This is a genomic window from Cyanobacterium aponinum PCC 10605, from assembly GCF_000317675.1.
Classification (GTDB): domain Bacteria; phylum Cyanobacteriota; class Cyanobacteriia; order Cyanobacteriales; family Cyanobacteriaceae; genus PCC-10605.
The window spans coordinates 21,892-44,588 of sequence record NC_019776.1 but is presented as its reverse complement, the minus strand read 5'-3'; the positions used below and the strand labels follow the sequence as shown (position 1 = coordinate 44,588).

The 22,697-nt window shown below is 36.4% G+C and carries 21 protein-coding genes and 1 tRNA gene; 10 read left to right on the top strand and 12 right to left on the bottom strand.

All coding sequences use genetic code 11. From position 1 onward, the window contains the following. Window positions 1–40 precede the first annotated feature (40 nt). The gene (rbp, locus tag CYAN10605_RS00195) at window positions 41–346 is read left to right on the top strand and encodes an RNA-binding regulator (RefSeq protein ID WP_015217930.1); all 306 of its coding nucleotides are present in this window, start codon (window positions 41–43) and stop codon (window positions 344–346) included. A 133-nt stretch (window positions 347–479) separates the two neighbouring features. Next, complete coding sequence (locus CYAN10605_RS00190) at window positions 480–662, top strand: Asl3888 family RNA-binding protein (RefSeq protein WP_015217929.1); 183 nt, start codon at window positions 480–482, stop codon at window positions 660–662. 125 nt (window positions 663–787) lie between these two features. Here CYAN10605_RS00190 and CYAN10605_RS00185 read toward each other — a convergent pair whose 3' ends face one another. Continuing rightward, window positions 788–2,095 carry a hemolysin family protein gene (locus CYAN10605_RS00185; RefSeq protein WP_015217928.1) on the bottom strand — a complete coding sequence of 436 codons (1,308 nt, stop codon included), beginning with the start codon at window positions 2,093–2,095 and terminating at the stop codon, window positions 788–790. 78 nt (window positions 2,096–2,173) lie between these two features. Continuing rightward, window positions 2,174–2,467: a hypothetical protein gene (locus tag CYAN10605_RS00180; protein ID WP_241212787.1), complete on the bottom strand. Its 294-nt coding sequence runs from the start codon at window positions 2,465–2,467 to the stop codon at window positions 2,174–2,176. 100 nt (window positions 2,468–2,567) lie between these two features. Between CYAN10605_RS00180 and CYAN10605_RS00175 the strand changes: the two genes are divergently transcribed. Then, window positions 2,568–2,640, top strand: a tRNA-Ile gene (locus tag CYAN10605_RS00175). 165 nt (window positions 2,641–2,805) lie between these two features. On the opposite strand, the gene CYAN10605_RS00170 is transcribed toward CYAN10605_RS00175, so the two are convergent. After that, window positions 2,806–3,216, bottom strand: coding sequence for a hypothetical protein (locus CYAN10605_RS00170; RefSeq protein ID WP_015217926.1), 411 nt, complete (start codon window positions 3,214–3,216; stop codon window positions 2,806–2,808). A 73-nt stretch (window positions 3,217–3,289) separates the two neighbouring features. Here CYAN10605_RS00170 and pyrE point away from each other — a divergent pair, with 73 nt between their 5' ends. Beyond that, entirely contained in the window at window positions 3,290–3,856 is a 567-nt protein-coding gene (gene pyrE / locus CYAN10605_RS00165) for an orotate phosphoribosyltransferase (RefSeq protein WP_015217925.1), read from the top strand. Window positions 3,857–4,085: 229 nt separating this feature from the next. After that, window positions 4,086–4,637, top strand: coding sequence for a photosystem II reaction center PsbP (psbP, locus tag CYAN10605_RS00160; protein ID WP_015217924.1), 552 nt, complete (start codon window positions 4,086–4,088; stop codon window positions 4,635–4,637). A gap of 553 nt (window positions 4,638–5,190) precedes the next feature. Here psbP and mgtE (CYAN10605_RS00155) read toward each other — a convergent pair. Next, a complete protein-coding gene (gene mgtE, locus CYAN10605_RS00155) occupies window positions 5,191–6,588 on the bottom strand; it encodes a magnesium transporter (RefSeq protein WP_015217923.1) in 1,398 nt (465 codons plus the stop codon). Between the two features lie 81 nt (window positions 6,589–6,669). Beyond that, complete coding sequence (gene mgtE, locus CYAN10605_RS00150) at window positions 6,670–8,067, bottom strand: magnesium transporter (RefSeq protein ID WP_015217922.1); 1,398 nt, start codon at window positions 8,065–8,067, stop codon at window positions 6,670–6,672. A 279-nt stretch (window positions 8,068–8,346) separates the two neighbouring features. On the opposite strand from mgtE (CYAN10605_RS00150), the gene rbp (CYAN10605_RS00145) reads away from it, so the two are divergent. Beyond that, window positions 8,347–8,592: an RNA-binding regulator gene (rbp, locus tag CYAN10605_RS00145; RefSeq protein ID WP_015217921.1), complete on the top strand. Its 246-nt coding sequence runs from the start codon at window positions 8,347–8,349 to the stop codon at window positions 8,590–8,592. A 69-nt stretch (window positions 8,593–8,661) separates the two neighbouring features. Here rbp (CYAN10605_RS00145) and dndE read toward each other — a convergent pair whose 3' ends face one another. From dndE to hisS, 3 genes are all read right to left on the bottom strand, one after another. Next, window positions 8,662–9,060 (bottom strand): DNA sulfur modification protein DndE, encoded by a 399-nt coding sequence (gene dndE, locus CYAN10605_RS00140; RefSeq protein WP_015217920.1) that lies wholly within the window; start codon window positions 9,058–9,060, stop codon window positions 8,662–8,664. 59 nt (window positions 9,061–9,119) lie between these two features. After that, a complete protein-coding gene (gene aqpZ, locus CYAN10605_RS00135; protein WP_150108966.1) occupies window positions 9,120–9,872 on the bottom strand; it encodes an aquaporin Z in 753 nt (250 codons plus the stop codon). A gap of 145 nt (window positions 9,873–10,017) precedes the next feature. Continuing rightward, window positions 10,018–11,268 carry a histidine--tRNA ligase gene (gene hisS, locus CYAN10605_RS00130; protein WP_015217918.1) on the bottom strand — a complete coding sequence of 417 codons (1,251 nt, stop codon included), beginning with the start codon at window positions 11,266–11,268 and terminating at the stop codon, window positions 10,018–10,020. 226 nt (window positions 11,269–11,494) lie between these two features. Here hisS and queA point away from each other — a divergent pair, with 226 nt between their 5' ends. The 3 genes from queA to CYAN10605_RS00115 all read left to right on the top strand — a co-directional run bounded on the left by queA (window position 11,495) and on the right by CYAN10605_RS00115 (window position 14,836). Continuing rightward, window positions 11,495–12,541 carry a tRNA preQ1(34) S-adenosylmethionine ribosyltransferase-isomerase QueA gene (queA, locus tag CYAN10605_RS00125; RefSeq protein ID WP_015217917.1) on the top strand — a complete coding sequence of 349 codons (1,047 nt, stop codon included), beginning with the start codon at window positions 11,495–11,497 and terminating at the stop codon, window positions 12,539–12,541. Window positions 12,542–12,580: 39 nt separating this feature from the next. Then, complete coding sequence (cruG, locus tag CYAN10605_RS00120; protein ID WP_015217916.1) at window positions 12,581–13,756, top strand: 2'-O-glycosyltransferase CruG; 1,176 nt, start codon at window positions 12,581–12,583, stop codon at window positions 13,754–13,756. 213 nt (window positions 13,757–13,969) lie between these two features. Beyond that, the gene (locus CYAN10605_RS00115; protein ID WP_015217915.1) at window positions 13,970–14,836 is read left to right on the top strand and encodes an ABC transporter permease; all 867 of its coding nucleotides are present in this window, start codon (window positions 13,970–13,972) and stop codon (window positions 14,834–14,836) included. A gap of 450 nt (window positions 14,837–15,286) precedes the next feature. Here the strand turns inward: CYAN10605_RS00115 and CYAN10605_RS00110 are convergent, their stop codons facing one another. From CYAN10605_RS00110 to CYAN10605_RS00095, 4 genes are all read right to left on the bottom strand, one after another. Next, window positions 15,287–17,182, bottom strand: coding sequence for a ribonuclease J (locus CYAN10605_RS00110; RefSeq protein WP_083887240.1), 1,896 nt, complete (start codon window positions 17,180–17,182; stop codon window positions 15,287–15,289). Window positions 17,183–17,590: 408 nt separating this feature from the next. Beyond that, window positions 17,591–18,484, bottom strand: a complete 894-nt coding sequence (gene dapA, locus CYAN10605_RS00105; protein WP_015217913.1) for a 4-hydroxy-tetrahydrodipicolinate synthase — start codon at window positions 18,482–18,484, stop codon at window positions 17,591–17,593. Window positions 18,485–18,581: 97 nt separating this feature from the next. Further along, window positions 18,582–19,592 carry an aspartate-semialdehyde dehydrogenase gene (locus CYAN10605_RS00100; RefSeq protein ID WP_015217912.1) on the bottom strand — a complete coding sequence of 337 codons (1,011 nt, stop codon included), beginning with the start codon at window positions 19,590–19,592 and terminating at the stop codon, window positions 18,582–18,584. A gap of 1,090 nt (window positions 19,593–20,682) precedes the next feature. Beyond that, window positions 20,683–21,678, bottom strand: coding sequence for a ribose-phosphate pyrophosphokinase (locus CYAN10605_RS00095; RefSeq protein WP_015217911.1), 996 nt, complete (start codon window positions 21,676–21,678; stop codon window positions 20,683–20,685). A 181-nt stretch (window positions 21,679–21,859) separates the two neighbouring features. Here CYAN10605_RS00095 and bioD point away from each other — a divergent pair, with 181 nt between their 5' ends. After that, a complete protein-coding gene (bioD, locus tag CYAN10605_RS00090; RefSeq protein ID WP_015217910.1) occupies window positions 21,860–22,525 on the top strand; it encodes a dethiobiotin synthase in 666 nt (221 codons plus the stop codon). The last annotated feature ends 172 nt before the right edge of the window (window positions 22,526–22,697 follow it).

The following is a 22,697-nucleotide window of genomic DNA, read 5'->3' as shown; positions in this document are numbered from 1 at the left end:
GCTCTCTACAAAGTTCAATTAAAAAAGAATCATTCAAGCTATGTCAATATATGTAGGAAATCTCCCCTACGAGGTTACATCGGAAGATCTGATGGAAGTTTTTGCCGAGTATGGAACTGTTAGCCGTGTTCACATTCCCACAGACCGTGAAACTGGTCGTATGAGAGGCTTTGCCTTTGTGGAAATGGAAAACGATAATCAAGAAGAAAGTGCGATCGATGCTCTCGATGGAGCGGAATGGATGAAACGGGAACTCAGAGTAAACAAAGCTAAGCCCCGTGAAAAAAGAGATTCTTTCAATCGTGGTGGTGGTCAAAGAAAAGAACGCTTTTCTCAGCGCTTCTAACTTAATTGTTTGAACAAATCAAACAAGAGTTTATCAACTTATTTTTGTTAATGCTTTCGGTTACTGAGGTGAGTTAGTCTCTTACTTGTGAGTATTCGAGGGCATTTTGTATTTTTTATAGATGAGGTAATGAATGTCTAAACGTCGCAATCCCAAAAAAGAAAAAGCAGAGCGTAATAAGGCTTATGCAAGACAATTTAGGAAGAAGTTTTCTCGGTATTCTTCTCGTAATAATAAAGGGTTTAACCGTAATAATTCTAAATCCGATGATAATGATACCACAGAGACTAGATCTGATTCTCAAAATAACCAGTAAAAGTTATTTCAATTAGCAATTAGGAATGAGTAATGAGTAATTATTTTTTCTCATTCTCTTACATTTTTGATTTTCTCTTTTTCGCTCCGTATCTAAAGAAAGTTAATCAACCCGCTACTATTTGATTATTGTTCTTTCAAGGTGATTTTTATTTTGTTGATACGAGGACCATCTGTATCTATGACGGTGAATTGAAAATGATCATAGTTAAATACTTCGTATTGCTTGGGTATTTTCTGCCAATTATAGACAAGAAATCCTCCTAAGGTTTGATAGTCGTCTGTTAGAGGTAAATCAAAATCTAATAAGTCATTCAATTCTTCTAAGTTTATTTGGGCAGATACGAGAAAGTTCTGCTCGTCAATTACTGTAATACTAAATTGGTCTTCAGTATATTCACTATCATCACCCCCTAAAATTTCGTTAATTAAGTCCTGCATTGTGACTAATCCAGAAGTGCCGCCATATTCATCGACGATGATGACTAATTTTGATCGTGATTGTTGCATTATAGCGAGTAATTCACTCAATAGAGTTGATTCAGGTAAAAAACGTACAGGTTTAATAAAATCTTCTAGGAGTATATCTAAGTTAATAGGATCTTCATTTAAAATGGAAAGACAATCTTTAAAATCAATAACTCCTCGAATATCATCCAGAGAATCTCCAATGACGGGATAAAAAGAATGCTTTGTTTTGACTATTTCTTGAAATAATTCTCTACAAGTTAAATGGAGATTAAGGGCTTTAATATTAACTCTAGGAGTCATAATTTCTGATGCTTCCACATCTCCAAATTCAAAGACATTGCTTAATAATTCTCTTTCTTCGGCTTCTAAACCAGAAGAATCTCTTTCCGTACTAATAATTAATTGCAATTCTTCAGGGGTAACTTGTTTGTACCACCCTTGCCCTGTGTATTCAACTCCAATAAGTTTTAATAAAAATCGAGTGGAAAGATTAAGAATATCAATAAAAGGTTTAAAAATAGTGCTGATAACGCTAATAGGAGGGGCAAGAAAACGGGCTAATTGTTCGGGATATAGTAAAGCTAAGGATTTAGGACACAATTCTCCCAATACTATTTGTAAGTAAACTAATAAAAAGAAAGAAATAGGAATGGCAAAAGAATGACTTAGGGTAGTAGAAATATTTTCCGAAACAGGCAAAGAAGAAATAGCATACTGCACAGAAAGTGCGATCGTACCTTCTCCGATCCATCCCAAAGCCAAACTAGAAAGGGTGATACCTAATTGAGTGCTAGAAAGTAGTTTATCAAGACTTTTTTGTAGAGACTGGACTGTAGAGGCTTGAATATCCCCTTCCATGACTAAATGATCAATCCTTGATTTTCGCACAGAAACAATCGCAAATTCTGCGGTGACAAAAAAAGCATTGATTACGATCAAAAGAAAAATGGCAAATAATCTCATTAAAAACTGATGCCAACTCCTTGGACATCCCCAAAAAAGAAACCACAGTTATGATTTTCGTCTATACCCATAAATAAATTATTGAGGATTTGAATTACTCTGAGATTGTTTCACTTTACTCGCCTCTTGCTGTTTGTGAACGTAGTCATAAACCTTAACAAGAATTTTTTGTTCAGGAATAATAGAGAATTTTTTATTGTCTTGAACTTCTTTTTCTTGTTCGTTAATTTTCTGAGTAGGATTTTCAGGGGGAGTATTAACACTTTTAAGGGATTCACTGCCGACATAAAATGAAATCAAACCACTAGCAACACCAATGGTTAAACTGCTAAGAATGACTAAACTACTAGCTAAGATCGTGGAATTGGACATGATTCCCATATAAAAATAAAGATTTTTAATAAAAGTAATTTGACAAATAAGGGATTATATATTTTATAATAATAAAGGGCAAAAATTAAGCCCTAAGTGACCAGGGTTGGCCGAGCGGTTGAGGCAGCGAACTCATAATTCGCCCTAGACAGGTTCAACTCCTGTACCCTGGATAAGTTAGTGACTACTCCCATCGCTTCACTTCCTGTAAGCGTGGGCTTCTCAATATTGCTACTAAATGTTGATAAAAATATTATCCAGTTTCGAGGGTTTTTCATTAACTGAATTTCGTTCTATAACTGCGGACAAAACTGGATTTTTGAGATGTTTGTGATTGTTTATTGATATTGAGGATTTTCTCTTAGAGAGGTATCAAAAGGGTTCGCTAAGTCTCTAGTTCTAATAATAGGTTCTCTTTCTTGAAGCTGACGAAAATAGTCACTTAAAATAGCGTACAGAAGCAAACCATCTTCCGTAATATTATTTTCGGGATATGAACCTTGAGGGAATTTACGCCAACCAAAAATAGTATTTAGTTGTCCGCCCATACTGGCTTGTTCGAAAAAATCACCACTGTTTTCCCAAAATGCTTCATTAACAAGTTGGTTAATGGTGAGTGGGACAGTTACAATTTCAATTTCTTCCCCCATTTCTGAGGTTTCAGGTTGAGCAGAACTAGGATGGGTAATCACACAAGTTAAAGTAGTAAGAGCGGCAATAGTTAGAAAACGAGAGAATTTTGATAACATAAGTTTATATTTGGTAAAATCTATGTTGCTTTAATTGTAACGGATCTATTCTTATCTATTTTGAAAAATATTTATGGAAAATAATAACTCTGCTTGGCGCCAACAATTATTAAATTTATTAGTGGAATATGCTTATCAGGAAGGGGATTTTACTTTATCTTCGGGGCAAAAAAGTAGTTTTTATCTCAATGGCAAGCAGGTGACGCTCAGGGCAGAGGGGGCTTTACTGGTGGGAAAATTAATTTTTAGTATGTTGTCTGATGACACAGATGCGATCGCAGGTTTAACTCTGGGAGCAGATCCAATGGTTTCGGCGGTAAGTGTTGTTTCTGCTTACGAAAATAAACCAATCCCCGCCTTAATTATTCGTAAAGAAGCCAAAGGCCATGGAACAAAGGCTTATATTGAAGGACCGACCTTAAAACAAGGGGCATTAGTCACGGTATTAGAAGATGTGGTGACGACAGGAAAATCGGCAATGTTAGCCGTGGAAAGATTAACAGATGCGGGTTATAAAGTAAATCAGGTCATTTCTTTAGTAGATCGTCTTTCTGGGGGACGAGAATTGTATCAATCTCACGGTTTGAGTTTTGCAAGTATTTTTACCATTGATGAAATTCAAGCACACAGCCGTAAGTAAGTAGCAATACTAAGAAAAACTTATAAACTATTGAAATATAGGTCAATTATTAGCTATATTAGAAGTCAATGGGCAATGGGTGATGGGTAATGGGTGAAACCGTTCCCTATTCCCCCCTTCCTTCGGGAGGGGAACTCAAATAAAATTAATACTCTTCAGTTTCAGGAATTTTGATTATTCTCTACAAAAATGGGATAATAAGCGAGTAAAAATATTAAACATCTTAGCTATGTTAAAGTCGATCGCAACTTTTATCGTTATTATTCTTACAGTAACTCTTTCCGCTTGTGTTTCTCCCACTGGTGGCTTAAATCCTTACGTTGATGGTGCAGATGGTTATAAATTCTTATATCCTAATGGTTGGATGGCTGTTGACGTTAAAGAGGCTTCAGAAGGGGTTGATGTAGTTTTTCGAGATTTTATCGAACGGAGTGAAAATTTATCCGTAATTATCAGTGATGTTAATAAAAATATGGATTTGTCTGATTTAGGTAGCCCCACTGATGTAGGCTATCGTTTTATGCAAATAGTAAATCAAGACACCAATAATCAAAGAGAAGCTGAATTAATTTCTGCTGAGAAAAGAGAACAAAATTTAGAAGACTACTATCTATTAGAGTATAAGGTTAAATTAGGAGACAATCAATATCGTCATAATCTAGCTAGTGTGGTGACAAAAAATGGAAAACTTTATACTTTTAATATCTCTACTACCGAATCTCGCTGGGAAAATGTGGAAAATCGTTTTAAAACTATTGTCAAATCTTTCACTGTCACTTAAGAAATATAGCTTTCTTAGTTCTTGTTGTGTAAATTATTAGTTAAGGTAGGCAAATTCGCATCTACTAACAGGCAACAGGGAATTCTTAAATAGTAAAAGATAAATTTTTAATTTTCATCCTAGTCTATTGCTTTTTTGATAATAACTGACGTTACGTACTTAACCTGAGTTCGATATAAAATTGTCTGGTGAAAGTAAGAAACAGGAGAAACCCCTCTATGTCTCCCTTTTTAAGGGGAGAAGGGGAGAAGTAGAGGCTTGGGATGTTAGGGTATTAGTGGTAAATGAAAGTTCGCTGTGCTTGTACATTCCTTTCAATCGTGAACGGAGTTTTTAATTATCAACTATTCACTATTCACTAATTGCCCTTTTCGCCATCACTCATAAATGAAAATTTATCCCGAACTCAGGTTAGTTACATCTACTCTTAACCTGCTACCTGCTACCTGCCACCTGTCACCTTCCATCGACAATTAATTTATATTTATTTTTGATATTTATTTTTGCTTAACATCAGATAATAATATAAAACTGTGATTGAATATTTTTATAGTTAAATTCCTAACATTAAACGGGCAATATTAAAATAAATTAAAACGCCTAAAACGTCCACCGCAGTGGTAATAAAAGGTGCAGACATTAAAGCAGGATCTAATCCTAAACGGCGAAATAGAAAAGGTAAAGCTGAACCAGAAATAGAAGCAAGAGTAGAAATTGCAATTAAGCTAATACCCACAGAGAGAGAAACGATTATATTTTTGTCGGTTTGGGGTAAAAAATAAGCCCAGATAGTAGCCAACAAGCCCAAAATCAAACCCAATAACAAACCTGCGATCGCTTCTCGAAAAACAACTTTAGCAGGACCTAAATCGCTAATTTCATCAGTGCTTAAACCTCTAATTACCACAGTGGAGGACTGAGTACCAATATTTCCTCCTGTACCGATGAGAAGGGGGATAAAAGCCGCTAGAACTGTTACTTGGGTTAAAACATCTTCTTGAGCTCCGATAATACTTCCTGTGACGGTATTGGTTAGTAATAATACCAACAACCACGTAACCCGACGACGGGCAACGGTAAATAAGTTTGTTTGAAAATAATTATCTCCATCAGAGGAAACCGCCCCTAAAGCATAAATATCTTCGGTTGCTTCTTGTTCCAAAACATCAATAACATCATCAACTGTGACAATACCCACCAGACGTAATTCTTTGTCCACAACAGGTAAAGCGAGTAAATCATAACGTTGAATCAAGCGGGCGACTTCTTCCTGATCCATGTCTGTTTTTACATAAATTACATCTTTAGTCATAATATTTTCTAAAGTTTGTTGTGGTTCATGGAGTACGAGATCTCTTAGAGAAACAATACCAACCAGATGACGAGATTGATCGACCACATACATGTAATAAACTAATTCAGAGTTAGGAGCAAGGGAGCGTATTTTTTCGAGAGTTTGTTCTACAGTTAAATTTTGTTTCAAAGAAATATACTCTGGGGTCATTATTCGCCCGGCGGTATCTTCTTCATAACCCAAAATTAGATTAGTCGCCTGTCTTTCTTCTGGGCTTAATTGTTCTAAAATGCGACTAACTACACTGGCAGGAAGTTCATCAAACAGATGAGCGCGATCATCAGGAGACATTTTATCAACTATATCAATTACCTCTTGCCTTTTAAACTGTTCAATTAAAGACTGTTGGACGGTATAGTCTAAATGTTCGTAAACATCGATGGCTTCTGTTTTATTTAATAAACGAAAAGCAATTAACTGCATTTGGGAAGGTAAAGATTCGATCGCTTCTGCTATATCCACCGGCTGAACAGGTAATAATAAAGCCTTAACACCCTCTAAATTATTTTGCTCTAAAAGTATTTGTAATTGAGAAGAAACCAATTCTCTCAACTCATGACGGGAATCATTTTTTACAGTAACAGTATTTTCAGACACGCTTTTACCTCCTCATCAGGCTTGATCACAATTAGAAATTGGGAATATCAAAAATCTTAGTCAATTTAGTCATAGTGGGTTCTAAAATCCTAACATTGCACGGGCAATATTAAAATAAATCAGAATACCTAAAACATCCACTGCTGTGGTGATAAAAGGACCAGACATTAAAGCTGGATCTAAACCCAAACGGCGAAAAAGGAAGGGTAAGGCAGAACCAGCAATAGAAGCTAAGGTACAAATAGCAGTCAAAGTAATACCCACAGCAAAAGCAACGATCAGATTGTTATCATTACTAGGTAGTAAATAAGCCCATATCATAGTCACAAGACCTAACACGAATCCTAAAAGCAATCCGGCTAAGCCTTCTCTAATAATAACTTTAGTAGTACCTAACTCTCTAACTTCTTCCGTACTAATACCTCTAATTACAACAGTGGAAGATTGAGCACCGATATTTCCTCCGGTGTCAGCCAAAAGAGGCATGAATGCGGCAAGGATCGTATATTGAGCAATTATATCTTCTTGAGCTCCAATAATTCCCCCTGTTACCGTGTTAGTTAATAATAAAACCAATAACCAACCTACTCGCCTTTTAGTAATAGTAAATAGATTAGTTTTAAAATAATTTTCTCCTTCTCCTTGAATAGCACTAAGGGCGTATATATCTTCAGTGGCTTTTTTTTGTAAAATATCAATTACATCATCAACAGTGACAACGCCAACGATTCGTAATTCTCGATCCACTACTGGCAGGGCGAAAAAATCATAACGTTTAATTAAATTAGCGACTTCTTCTTGATCTGTATCAGTTTTCACATAGATAATATCTTGAGTCATAATATCTTTAACTATGGTTTGTCGCCCATGAATGACTAAATCTCGAAAAGATACTACCCCTGTTAATTGTCTTGTTTCATTAACGACATAAACGTAGTAGATTAACTCAGAAGTATTGGCCAGAGAACGAATTTTAGCAAAGGTTTCATTTATATTAAAAGTTTCTTTGACGAAGATATATTCAGGAGTCATAATTCTTCCGGCTGTGTTCTCCTGATAACCCAACAGTAAATTAGTGGCTTGTCTTTCTTGATCACTCAATTGAGTTATGATACGACTAACAATAGTGGCGGGAAGTTCATCAAATAAGCGAGCGCGATCATCAGGAGACATCTTATCAACTATATCAATGACTTCTTGGCGTTTAAAATCCTCAATGAGAATACCCTGAATTTTTGCCTCTAAATGTTCGTACACTTCAATGGCTTTGTTTTTATCTAAAAGACGGAAAGCAATCGCTTGAGCTGATTCTGATAAAGATGCGATCGCTTCTGCAATGTCCACAGGTTGCACGGGGATTAATAAAGATTTTGCACCTTTTAGGTTATTTTGGTCTAATAATATTTGTAATTGAGAACGTACTAAATCCCGTAATTCATGACGAGAATTGTTCTCCGTTGCCTTGAAGTTGTCACTCACCGCCTACACCTCTTGAGAATTTGGAACTCTTTTCGCTTTGAAACTTAATTCTAACCCTCTGTTGGATATTGTGAAAATATTTTCTCTTGATGAAGTTTTTTTCTATAACTTATCAGATTTCAAAGCCTAAGTATGATATTATATATAATGTTAATTTGAGTCTCGGTTCCGTTAAAAGTGTTTGCTTCCAGTTTTGCAGGATTATCCCTTCTATATGGAATGCTTCGTGTCGGTCGTCTCAATTATCTTATACAAAAGTAAAAAATTGAGGAACAGTTTATGTCCATATACGTTGGGAATTTATCCTACGATATTTCAGAAAATGATTTACAATCAGTCTTTGCCGATTATGGTGAAGTAAAGCGCGTCTATCTTCCCCTTGATCGTGAAACCAAGAGAAAACGTGGTTTTGGTTTTGTGGAAATGTCCAATGACGATGAGGAAATAAAAGCGATCGAAACTTTAGATGGTGCTCAGTGGATGGGACGCCAAATCAAAGTAAATAAAGCTAAACCTCGTGATTAGTCTAAATAGCAAAAGCTAAAAATAAAAAATAATTATTCTTTTCAGACTGCTAGTTTTTAGCGGTCTTTTTTATTGAGAGTCATCTTTTTTGATGCCTAGGGCAACGAAATCAGAGAGAGTTTTGGATTCTAAATCTGTGACTAGGTAATTAATTCCTCGGTGAAGATGTAAGCGAAATTGTTGATTAAGGGTTTCTGCATTGGTTTCAAAACCATCTTGATGACAACGATGAATTAAAGCCAAGAGTAAAATCTCTGCTATTTCCCCTCCAAAGGTGTTCCAACTCATTTCCACATTGCTATCGGCAGGAATTGGATAGGGGGCGGGAGTATGTTTTTCACGCAGAGAGCGACAAAATCCCCAACGACAGAGAATATTCCATTGTTCTATTTTTGTAACTTTTCTTAATTTAATTAATTGATCTTTAGCCTTTTTTGATAGTTTGATTCTTTCTATGGGCGATCGCATTTTTTCGGGAGTGAATAATAAATAATTTAAGTCCTAATTCCTAATGTTTGATTCTTTCTTTAGTCTCTGGGTTCAGATTCGATAGGTTGCAAGGGGCGACTTTCAATTCCTGTTTCTAAAAATTGATAGTAAAACCAGCCTCCGAGAACAGCACCAACAATCGGAGCGAACCAAAATAACCATAGTTGAGCAATAATCTCCATATTACCGCAAAATAAAGCTACTCCTGTACTTCTTGCCGGATTGACGGATGTATTCGTTACAGGAATACTGATGAGGTGAATTAATGTTAACGCTAAACCGATGGCAGATGGGCCAAATCCTCCTAATGCAAGGCGATCAGTTGCACCCATAATGATCACAAGAAACATAAAGGTCATGATAATTTCTGTAATCAGAGGGGCAAATAAATTATAACCACCGGGAGAGTGAGAACCATAACCGTTAGTAGCTAAGGGATTTGAGCCACTTAAGTCTAAAGCACCATTACCACTGGCGATGATAAATAAAACAGCCCCCGCAAGGATTGCACCTAAAACCTGAGCAATAATATAAGGTAGTAAGTCAGAACCACTAAAACGTTTTCCAGCAAACAAATCAAAGGAAACCGCCGGGTTAAAATGACCTCCTGAAATATGTCCCACAGCATAAGCCATAGTTAGAACCGTTAGACCAAAGCCAAGAGAAACCCCCAAAAATCCTAGCTCCAGAGGATTGCCTTCTCCTCCAAAATTGGCCGCTAAAACGGCACTACCGCAACCTCCAAGCACTAACCAAAAAGTGCCAAAAAATTCGGCAATATATTTTTTCATGACATCTAATTCAAGATAGTTATTAATAACCGAAATTGTAGCCATAGTTACTAAGAAACAAGCATTAATAAATATTAAACATAGGTTGTTTTTGTCTTAAAACTACTTTATTATTAGAAATAAATACTTGAAATAGTTTTTCACTTTATTTTTTTAGAACATTAATTAATTCATCTTGAGACACTGTTTTTTGTTCTCCTGTAACCAGATGCTTAATTTGAACGGTTTTATTTTCCACTTCTTCATCACCCAAAATTAAGCAAATTTTAGCACCACTGCGATCGCCTCTTTTGAACTGTTTACCAAAATTACTACCACTGAGGTCTAACTCCACATTAAAATCGTTGTGACGAAGTTTTTGAGCCATAATTAAAGCCTGATTTTCCGCTTTTTCTCCTCTGGAAACAAAATAAATATCAGGACATTGAGGAGTTAAAGGATTGAGATTTTGCAGTAATAAAATTAACCTTTCCATACCCATTGCCCAACCAATGGCAGGGGTTTCATTCCCCCCCAATTGAGAAATTAACCCATCGTATCTACCTCCTCCGCAAACCGTTGCTTGAGCCCCCAAATCTGCTGATTGAATTTCAAAAGCAGTGTGAGTATAGTAATCTAATCCTCTGACTAAACGGGCATTCAGTTGATAATCAATTCCTAATTCTGTTAATAATCCACAAACTTGCTCAAAATGGTAACGGGAATCTTCTCCTAGATGATCAAGAATGCTCGGAGCATTTTCTGTAATTTCTTGGGTTTTTTGATCTTTACTATCGAGGATGCGTAGGGGATTGCGGGTTAATCTGTCTTGAGAATCTGGATCTAAATCAGCTTTATAGGGGGTTAGATAATCGACTAAGGCTTGACGATATTTTTGTCTATCCTCTTGATTGCCCACGGAGTTTAGTTGTAGGCTAAGGTTTTTTAAACCTAATGCTTTGAGAATATCTGTAGCGATGGCTATCACTTCCACATCTGCCCGGGGAGATTTACTACCCAATAACTCCAAACCTATTTGATGAAACTGTCTTTGTCGTCCTGCTTGGGGGCGCTCATAACGAAACATTGCTCCAGTGTACCAAAGTCTCTCTACTCCGCCACTAGCAAATAATTTATTTTGTATATAAGATCTTACTACTCCTGCTGTTCCTTCTGGCCGTAGAGTTAAACTGCGATCGCCTCTATCAGTAAATGTGTACATCTCTTTACCTACAACATCCGTGGCTTCACCAATGCCTCTTTCAAATAAATTTGTTTGCTCAAAAATAGGGGTACGAATTTCCCTATAAGCCGCTTTAGTTAAAATATCGGCGGCGGTTTTTTCCAAATACTGCCAATAAACTATTTCTTCAGGTAAAATGTCTTTTGTTCCTCTAATTGCCTGAATACTGTCCATAAAATCTCTTGATAAAGGGTTTCTTTCACAATTGTGACAAAATTTTTACCCTAGAAGCAACAAGAGGTGTCAGGTATCAGGTGGCAGGTGTTCGGGGGGTAGGAAGACGAGGGGATGGGGGGAGAGGTGGCAGGTATCAGGTGGCAGGTGTCAGGTTTAAGGGAGTAATGAGTAACCAGTAACGAGTAATTATCAACTATTCATTATTAACTATACACTATAAACTATGAGTCCTGATCAACAATTGTCTAGCTACGATTATTATTTACCTTCAGAATTAATTGCTCAAAATCCTGTTACTCCTAGAGATAGTTCCCGTTTATTAGTAATTGAGGGAGAAAATAGTCCTAAGCATCAAATTTTTGCTGATTTACCTCAGTTTTTGTCGGCGGGAGATTTATTAGTTGTTAATAATACTCGTGTTATTCCTGCCCGTTTATATGGAGAAAAAAGCACTGGCGCTCAGGTAGAGGTTTTATTAGTGGAGGAAACGAGGGATAATTGTTGGTTAGCTTTGGTAAAACCCGGAAAGCGTTTTTCTGTGGGCAGTGAAATTTATTTTGGGGATGGTTTATTAAAGGCGACGGTTGTTGATAAGGATGAGGCAACGGGGGGAAGATATTTAGAATTTTCTTGGCAAGAGGGGGAGTCTTTCTGGCATTTGTTGGAGAAGGTGGGTAATATTCCTTTTCCTCCTTACGTCACTGAGTCATCGGCTAATCCGAGCCAGTATCAGACGGTTTATGCTCAAAAACAAGGTGCGATCGCAGCTCCGACAGCAGGACTACATTTTACAGATCGACTATTTGAACAATTAAAAGCAGAAGGAATTAATAAAACAGAAGTAACTCTCCATGTGGGGATTGGTACGTTTCGCCCAGTGGAGGTAGAAGATATTGTTAACCATGATATGCACCAAGAATGGATTGAAATTGATGAAGCAACGGTTAATTTGATTCGGGCAACTAAAGCAAGGGGAAATAAAGTAATTGCGGTGGGAACTACGGTTGTAAGAACATTAGAAGGAGTTTGTAAAGAATGTGGAGATTTACAGGCTTTTGAGGGCAAAACAAATCTATTTATCTATCCGGGTTATGAATTTAAGGTTATTGATGGACTAATTACTAATTTTCATTTACCTAAGTCGAGTTTACTAATGCTAGTTAGTGCCTTAATTGGTAGAGAAAGATTAATGATGGTTTACGAGGAAGCAATTCGAGAAAAATATCGTTTCTATTCTTTTGGAGATGCTATGTTAATTAAGGATTGTTAAATATACTTGGTGTCAATTTAACCCTTAGTTTTATTTATTATGACTATTATTATTGCCATTCTGAGCTTTAAATTACTTTTATTTCAAGGAGTTTGTACTTTTATTCTTTTAAGTCGCTTGGCTCGAGGGGCAAGAAGGATTCCTCCTTTAACTCCAAAACTTCCTTATTTAGCTTTAATTGGCAAAGTAAGTGTCATTATACCTACTTTAAATGAGTGCGATCGCATTTCTCCTTTATTAGAAAGTATTACTCGTCAAAGCTACGAAACTAGAGAAATTATTTTTGTTGATAGTAATTCCACTGATGGCACTCAGGAAAAAATTGAGAACTATAGCAAAAAAGACCCTCGTATTCATTTAATTACAGATCCACCTTTGCCTAAAAATTGGGTGGGCAGACCTTGGGCATTACACAACGGCTTCTTAAATAGTTCTGAAAATAGCGAATGGATTTTAGGAGTTGATGCGGATACTATTCCCCATAAAAACCTCGTTGCCACTGTCTTAGATTTTGCCATTCAACAGGATTATGATTTAGTCTCTTTTTCTCCTCAATTTATTTTAAAGTCTATGGGAGAATGGTGGCTACAACCTTCTTTATTAATGACTTTGTTATTTCGCTTTGAATCCTCTGGCGTGAATACGAACAACCCTAGTACAATCATGGCGAATGGTCAATGTTTTTTAATTAAACGTAATATTCTAACAGAGATTAACGGTTATACTTATGCGGCGAATTCCTTTTGTGATGATGTCACTTTAGCTCGTTATGTGGCAAGTTTAGGTTATAAAGTCGGGTTTGCGGATGGCAGTAAAATTATTAAGGTGCGGATGTATGAAGGTTTACAAGATACTTGGCAGGGTTGGGGTAGATCATTAGATCTTAAAGATGCGTCCTCAAAGCTACAATTATGGGGGGAATGTCTTTTTTTGCTACTAATTCAGGCTTTACCTTTACCTCTCTTTTTCCTCTGCTTATTTTTCTATCCCCACTTTGATTTTCTTAGTTTCAAGTTATTATTTGCCCTAAATACTTTTCTCGTTATTATCCGTTTTGCCCTCTTAGGTGCGATCGCATCTTCTTATCAATTTAATAAATCAATATCAGAATTAACCTTTATTCTTTCACCTTTTGCCGATATATTAGCAGTGACGAGAATTATCCTTTCAGCATTCACAAAACCTAGTCAATGGCGTGGGAGAGTTTATGAGTAGTGTATAGTGTATAGTGTATAGTGAATAATTAAAAACTTCTAATACCTAGTACAAAAGTTGTATATAACTTTCCCACATATTATGAGTTAAATATATTAAATCTCTACCGTCTGAGACCTCTGTCTTATTAATTACTCTTCAATTCTCCAAAGTAAGGTTAATTAAAGCATTTAAATTTCCTGCTATTTTTCTTTTATAAAAGGTCTAATAAAAATGATTGCTCGTAGTTTTTCAAGAAAAAAAAATACTTTTAAACAGTTATCAAATGTTTTGCTGATGGTGGGTATTATTATCACTTTAACCTTTATATTTTTTGCTTTTTCTGCTCCTTTATTAGAAAATATAGGCATTATTCAAGACCCCTTAGAATCTCTTAGTAATCCCATTAACCAACCTCCTAATAGTAAATACTGGTTTGGTACAACAGGACAGGGTTATGATGTTTTTTCCCGAACTATTTTTGGCTCACAAGCGGCTTTAAAAGTTGTTATTACTGCTACGTTTTTAAGTTTAATTATCGGTGTTCCATTAGGTTTAATTAGTGGTTATTTTGGAGGAAAAATTGACAAAATTTTACTCTTTTTAATGGATACTATTTATACCTTACCGGGGTTATTATTGTCAGTTACTTTAGCTTTTGTGGTTGGTAGGGGAGTAATAAATGCCGCCCTTGCCTTATCTATATCTTATATTCCTCAATATTATCGAGTAGTCAGAAATCATACTACTAGCGTTAAAACAGAATTATTCATCGAAGCCGCCCAAGCTATGGGGGCATCTCCCACTCGTATTATTTATAAATATCTCTTTTTTAATGTAGTGCAAAGCATACCTGTTTTATTTACCCTTAACGCCGCCGATGCCATTTTAATTTTAGGAGGCTTAGGATTTTTAGGTTTAGGTTTACCTGAAGATGTCCCAGAATGGGGTCATGATTTAAAATTAGCATTAGACGGTTTACCCACTGGTATTTGGTGGAATGCCTTATTCCCCGGCTTGGCAATGGCAACTATGGTAACGGGTTTATCTTTATTAGGAGAGGGATTAAGTGAGCGTTTAAATCCTCTTCATCGCAGTTAAAATTGAAAGGACAAGGGGTAAAGGTAAATAACCTCAGTTCGGTTTAAGAATATCTGAATAAGGTTAGGTGTCAGGTGTCAGGTTGCAGGTGGCAGGTGGTAGGGGTTTTTAGCAAGGGGCTTTCTTCTGACCTAGGCAAGGGGCTTAAGCCCCTTGTTTAAGTCAGTTCGGGTTAAGGCAATTTTGTCGTTATTTCTAAGAAGAAGCTATAAGGTTTTCTGACTACGAGTTGGGATGCTTTCAGCTTATCCAAAACTCAGGTTAAATAGTGAATAGTGAATAGTTGATAATTACTCGTTACTCGTTACTCATTACTTTCTTCTAAAACCTGAAACCTGAAACCCGACACCTTATCTCCCTCTCCCCTCATCACCTCATCCTCCCATCCCCTAACACCTGCAACCTGACACCTGATACATATTTCCGAAGTCCTAACCCCAAACTCCTAACCTAGACATTAGCAGTAGCTTTGCGACGACGGCGAGTAAATTTACCGTCTCCTTCGTCATTATCATCACTATCAGAAAGAGATTCATTGTTTATTTGTCCGTTGTTATTAGTTATCCCTTCTTGGACTTGTAAGATAAAAATGACCAATGGTTCGCTATTGATTTCTCTTTGAATGACACGGCTGAGGTTAGTTTCGACTTCAATGCGAATACTATTCCAGTTGATATTGTCTCCTTCACTTAGGAGTAAGTTACTTTTGATGCGATCGCTTATTGTACGATCCACTGTTCTAGTAATCAACCTTTCTAAACTGGGTACTTCCATCGTGCAGACAACCCCCCGTAAATTAACTTGAGGCTCTACTAATAAATTACCTTTAGAGTCAATCACTGCGGCAATAGTAATAACACCATCTTCAGCTAATTGTTGTCTTTCTTCCATTACGTGTTCATGAACAACCCCAGCAGTATCGACTAATTGAATACCTGAAGGTACTTTTTCTCCTTTAGCAATGCTATCTACCGTTAGATCGATGCTATCACCGTTATCGATGATGACAATGTTTTCTTTAGGCACTCCTACACTTTGAGCGGTTTCTGAGTGTTTTACTAACATTCTATGTTCACCGTGGACAGGCACAAAAAACTTCGGCTTGGTTAGAGCTAACATCAATTTTTGATCTTCTTGACAACCATGACCTGAAACGTGTACTCCTGCTTGTTTACCATAAATAACGTTTGCCCCTTGAATCATAAGGCGGTCAATTGTATTTACTACGGCAATGGTGTTACCGGGAATAGGATTAGCAGAAAAGACGATCGTATCTCCTTCTCTTACTTTAATATGGGGATGTTCTCCCCGTGAAATACGAGTCATCGCCGCAAATTTTTCCCCTTGAGACCCTGTACATAATATTAATATTTGGTCATCGGGTAAAGAGCGTAAAGTTCTTAAAGGTACAAATATATGATCTGGACATTTGATGTAACCTAATTTACGGGCGTGGGCAATCACATTCAGCATCGATCGCCCCACTACTCCTACTTTACGGTTATGCTTCATAGCTAAAGCAAGGATGATATTGATACGATGAACGGAAGTGGCAAAGGTTGTCACCATTAAACGCCCTTGAGCTTGAGTGAAGGCTCGATCTAAACCGGGATAAACCGACATTTCTGAGGGGGTGAATCCGGGTACTTCGGAGTTAGTAGAGTCACTCAGTAAGCATAATACTCCCTCTTCTCCTAATTGGGCTAAACGGTGAAAATCGAAATATTCTCCGTCAACGGGGGTATGATCTACTTTATAATCTCCTGTGTGGATTAAAACCCCAATAGGGGTATGAATTGCCAAGGTGAAACTATCAGCGATGGAGTGGGTATTGCGGATAAATTCCACTCGAAAATGTTTACCAATTTTAACTACTTCTCTAGGGGAAACAGTATGAATCTTGGTTTTTTCTAAAAGTCCAGCCTCTTCTAATTTATCAGAAAGTAAAGACATGGCTAGACGAGGACCATAAATCAAGGGAAAATCCACCTGTTTTAAATGGTAGGGGATACCACCGATATGATCTTCGTGTCCGTGAGTGGCAATCATTGCCTTAATTTTGTGGTTATTTTCCTTTAAATAAGTCATATCAGGTAAAACCACGTTAATACCGTGCATTCCATCCGTAGGAAAACCGATACCCGCATCCACTAAAATCATCTCATCTTCATATTCATAGATACAGGTATTTTTTCCGATTTCGTGTAATCCCCCTAAAGGAACAATTTTTACATGGGGTTGATTATTAGAATTGCTTTTTTCCGCAGGGGTAGGAGCAATGTTTTCTGTGGTTATGGTTTTTCTGGTGCGTCTGCCTTTAATGGTATATACTTTTTTGTCTTTCATATTGGTTTGATTTTTTTGACTAGAATAAAATGAATACAATGTGATTTTTAAGGGTAGTTAAATAATTACTTATTAAGTTTTTCTTTAAGAATAAATAGTTAATAAGTTAAATAGATTCGTTTTCCCCGCAACAACGAGATATTTTTTGATAAAAAAGCCCCCCTAAAATAATGCTTAAATATCATTACGTTGACTTTTATTAAGATATTTGGTGGATTTTACCTTTAATTTTTTATAGGTATCTGGGGAATCTAAATGTCATAAGTTTAAAATCACAATTTCACCTCCTCAACAGTAATTAATGAATAAAAAACTTGAATAAACTTTTATCAATACTCGGTAAACTTATATTTGTGTCGAATTAAATAAATCATTGAAATACTTTTTTTAATATGAGTCTTGGCTCTTTTAAATTAATTCTAAATTATTTAAAACTTCTTCTACTTCTTTTTGTTGATGAGGGGGGAGATTACACAGGGGAAGTCTGAAACCGCCAATATCCCAACCTTGCAATTGCAGAGCGTATTTTACAGGAATTGGATTAGTATTGCAAAATAAAACTTTAAATAAAGGGTAGAGTTGTTTCTGAATTTTTTGAGCTTGGAAATTATCTCCTTTTTCATAGGATTGAATCATCATTTGCATTTGTTTACCTACTAGGTGACTAGCGACGCTGACGACTCCTACACATCCCACGGTCATCATTGGTAGAGTTAAAAAATCTTCTCCTGAGTAAATTAAAAAATCTGGCGGTGCTATTCTATTTATCTTAGCAGTTTGATCTAAATCTGCACTAGCTTCTTTTACTGCCACAATATTATCAAAATCTTGTGCTAGTTGGGCGGTAGTTTCCGCTTCTAAGTTTTTACCAGTACGTCCGGGTATATTATACAACATTATGGGAACATCAGGACAAGAACGTGCGATCGCACCGAAGTGTTGATATAATCCTTCTTGGGGGGGTTTATTATAGTAAGGAACTACTTGTAAACTTCCATCTATACCAATCTGAGAGGCTTTTTTTGTTTCTGTGATGGCTTTTTGAGTGGAGTTACTACCTGTACCCATAACAATCTTAGCGCGATCGCCCACAGCATTTTTAACAACTTTTAGTAATTGATATTTTTCGTCACTCTCCAAAGCAGGAGACTCTCCCGTTGTACCGCAAATAACTAAACCATCACTACCATTATTAACTAAATGGTCAGCTAACTTTTCTGCAACACCATAATTCACTGAACCATCACCATTGAAAGGTGTTACCATAGCGGTTAAAACTCGACCAAAAATATAATTACTCATCACGCTCAATAATTAATCCTGTTACCAAATAAATAGAGTTGTTAAAATAAAAGCTGTGGGCAAAATCCATAAAAGAAAAATCAAAAAACGCTCTTGGTTAATTATCGTGAACCAATAGTTCAGCAATTTGCACCGCATTTAAAGCCGCACCCTTGCGAATTTGATCTCCACATAACCACAATTCTATACTATTAGGGTTAGATAAATCCTGACGAATTCTACCCACTAATACCTCATCCTTTCCTGTTGCATCCATTGGCATAGGAAAATAATTATTTTGCCAATCTTCCACTAATTTCACCCCGGGCGCTTGGGCAATTATATCACGGGCTTTATTTAAGGGAAAAGGCTGGGCAAATTCGATATTAACCGCCTCTGAATGAGCTCTTAACACAGGTACTCTCACACAAGTTGCAGTAATACGAATATCATCATCTCCAAAAATTTTGCGAGTTTCATTAACCATTTTCATTTCTTCTTCACAATAACCATTATCCATCAATGGTGAATTATGAGGAAATAGATTGAAAGCTAAAGGATAAGGTAAAATTTCAGGTTGGGGATTTTCCCCTTTTAAAATGGCTTCTGATTGAGTTTTTACTTCCTCCATTGCCCTTGCCCCTGCACCACTTGCAGATTGGTAAGTAGAAACCACTACTCTTTTAATGGGTTGAATTTGATGTAAGGGATAGATAGCAACCCCCATCAAAATAGTTGTACAGTTGGGGTTAGCAATGATTCCTTTATGATTGTGAACATCATTAGGATTGATTTCAGGTACAACTAAAGGCACGTCAGGATTCATGCGGAAAGCACTAGAGTTATCTATCATCACCGCTCCAGCCGCAACGATTTTTTCTGCCCATTGTTTTGAAGTTGAACCACCAGCAGAGGCTAAAACAATATCAACATCATCAAAAGAATTATCGTCAACAGCTTCAATTTCTAAGGTTTGATCTTGAAAAGTTACCTTTTTTCCAGCAGAGCGAGGAGAAGCTAATAATTTTAGGTCTTTTAAGGGAAATTTACGCTCTATTAATAAGTTTATTAGTTCTGTTCCAACTGCACCTGTTGCTCCTAAAATGGCAACCCTAACTTGATTTGACAAATAACTATCCTCCTTAAATAACCTTTATTGTAGCAAAATTTGACTCGGATTAAAATGTGATTGTGTAACTCTACTTTTACTTCTAAGCAGCCATTTTAACACTACTAGAGCCGTTGCTCAATCTAATGCTCTTTTTCTAAGAAAGGACGAAAACAATTGATTTTACACTTGGTTAACCTGAGTTCGGGATAAATTTTCATCTATGAATGATGGAGAAAAAAAGGCAAAAGGCAAAAGGCAAGAGGCAAGAGGCGAACCCCCCTTTATCCCCCCTCGAGAGGGGGGAGGGCAAAGGAAAAATTAAGAATTAGGAATTAAAAACCCCGAACACTCATTATTTGTTACTCATTACTTTCTCTCAACACCTGCAACCTGCAACCTGAAACCTGACACCTACCCTTATCCAATATTCTTAAACCGAACTGAGGTTGGTTAAGTTTGTGAGCAAACAAGGAAATTTAACGGAGTTTTAGAGGCAAGTATTCATCAAAAAATAAATTTGGCTCTATCACTTTGAGTATGTAAATTATTAATTAGGGTAGCCTGAAAGGCAAGAGGCAAGAGGCAAGAGGCAATAGGCAATAGAGGATTATTAAATAATAATTTATAAACTTTTAGTTTTTATTTTACTACAAACACTATTAAATAAAAGTTATGGAAGTCCTGTTTCTCTTAATTTATCATAACCACACTCTGAAGAACCATAAATTTTAATTCTTTTCGATATAAAAAGATAAGATTTGGGTTGATTTTTAGGTATAACGGTTGAGTGGAGTTATAGGCAGAAATCAGGATTTCAAAGCTAAGATATTACTGAGAAAATACGTTAGGACATCATGGCTAAACATGAAGTATTTAAAATCAACTTTAATAAGTTTTTCATCAATTCTTATTCTTTTTCCCCGCTCCTTACCTTTCTCAGCCCATTTTTGGCTAGATACTAAATCGGAGTATAAAGGGAAAGCTAATAAAAAACTATTGCCAGATGCGAAGTTGCCTGTTGCTTATTCTCTTATCTTAGAATTGCTAATTACTAATTGAAATTACCTGACACCTATCCCCATAATACCATTTTCTCGGCAACCCTTAGTTAACGAAACATAATACTAACAGAACTATCCTCGTGAATACGCCAAATAGTTTCACCCAATAAATTAGCTACGGATAACACTTTTAATTGGGGAAAATAACTATCTACTGGTAAAGGAATCGTATTTGTTACAATTACTTCCTCGAAGACATCGCTGGAAAGACGGGAAATAGCAGGGCCTGAAAAAACGGGATGAGTTGCACAAGCATAAATTTTGTTTGCACCCTCTTTTTTCAACAACCTTGCACCTTCTAACAATGTTCCAGCAGTATCAATCATATCATCGACTAATACAGCATTTTTACCCTTAACATCACCGATAACATTCATCACTTCAGCTACATTATGAGCTTGGCGACGTTTATCAATAATGGCAAGAGGGGCATCATTTAATTTTTTTGCAAAAGCTCTCGCTCTAGCTACCCCCCCAACATCAGGAGATACAACAACTAAATCCTCAATATTTTTATGATTCAAATAATCTAAAATTACGGGTGAACCATAAACGTGATCTAAGGGAATGTCAAAATAGCCCTGAATTTGGGCGGAATGTAAATCCATTGCTAAGACTCGATGAGCCCCGGCAGTGGTGACTAAATTTGCGACTAATTTAGCTGAAATAGATTCCCTACCTGCGGTTTTACGATCCGCTCTGGCATAGGAATAATAAGGGATTACTGCTGTAATTTGCCGTGCTGATGCTCTACGACAAGCATCAATCATAATCAGCAACTCCATCAGATTATCATTCACTGGATGGCAACAGGGTTGAATTAAGTAAACATCACAACCTCTGATCGATTCTTGAATTTGAATATATAATTCTCCATCAGCAAATCTTTTCCGAATCATCGGACCTAAATCCATGCCCAAATAACGGGCTACTTCAGTGGCTAAGCCAATGTTGGCTGATCCAGAAAATAGGCGTAAACGGTTGTTGTCCGATACCTGTTGTGGTAAGATTGAACTCACTGTTAAGGTGGCAGAATGACTCACGGCAAATTCTCAACCTCTTGATATTTAATACTGGTTTATGTGTGTTAATGTGTTTCCTTTTTTTTGCATAGGATACTCTTAGCTTAACATTATAATTTACTATATAAACCGCTTTTTTAGTTAACTATTTTTAATTTTTTCTTAATCTTTTGTATTTTTTATATTGAGTCAACAATACTATATGCAAACTTTATTGATCGCAGGAACGGATACTGATGCGGGAAAAACCATTATCACCACTGCTTTTAGAGCTTATTTGCAGAAAAAAAAATCTCATTTAGTTACTGCCTTAATGAAGTTGTTGCAAACAGGAGAAATAGGAGATGAAGAATTTTATTGCCAATATTTTGATGATGCTGTTATTCCGTTACGTTATCAAGCCCCCCTTGCTCCTCCTTTGTCTGCTAAGTTGGAGGGTAAATCTATTGATTTAAATATTGTCAGGAATCGTTTACTAGATTTACAAAAAAGCCATGATTTTGTCTTAGTTGAGGCTTTAGGTGGTTTAGGTTCACCAATTACAGAAGAATTAATTATTGCTGATATTGCCCATGACTGGGTATTGGATACTATTTTGATTGTACCTGTAAAATTGGGTGCGATCGCACACACGGTGGCAAATGTAGCTTTAGCGAAACAGTATAATATAAAGTTAACGGGTATTATTTTTAATTGTGTTCAGGATTACACTCCTACGCAAATAAATCAATGGACACCCAAGGGTTTAATTGAGTCTTTAACTGGTATTTCCGTTTTGGGTTATTTTCCTTACTTGGGGGATGTTAATTCTCTGAATTTGGATGAGTTAGCAAATATTAGTGAACCTATTTTTAGTCAATTAATATAGATAGCTTATATTGTTTTAGTTCATTAAAGTTGCGAGCAACGTTAGCTGTGCCTTCGGCATCGTGTTTAATTAATGATGTTTCAATTAGGGAAAATTTGATAAATTTCAAGTTAGTATTTTCAACAAAATATAGCATTTCTCACTATGGTGAGATACAAAAACTATCGGTATC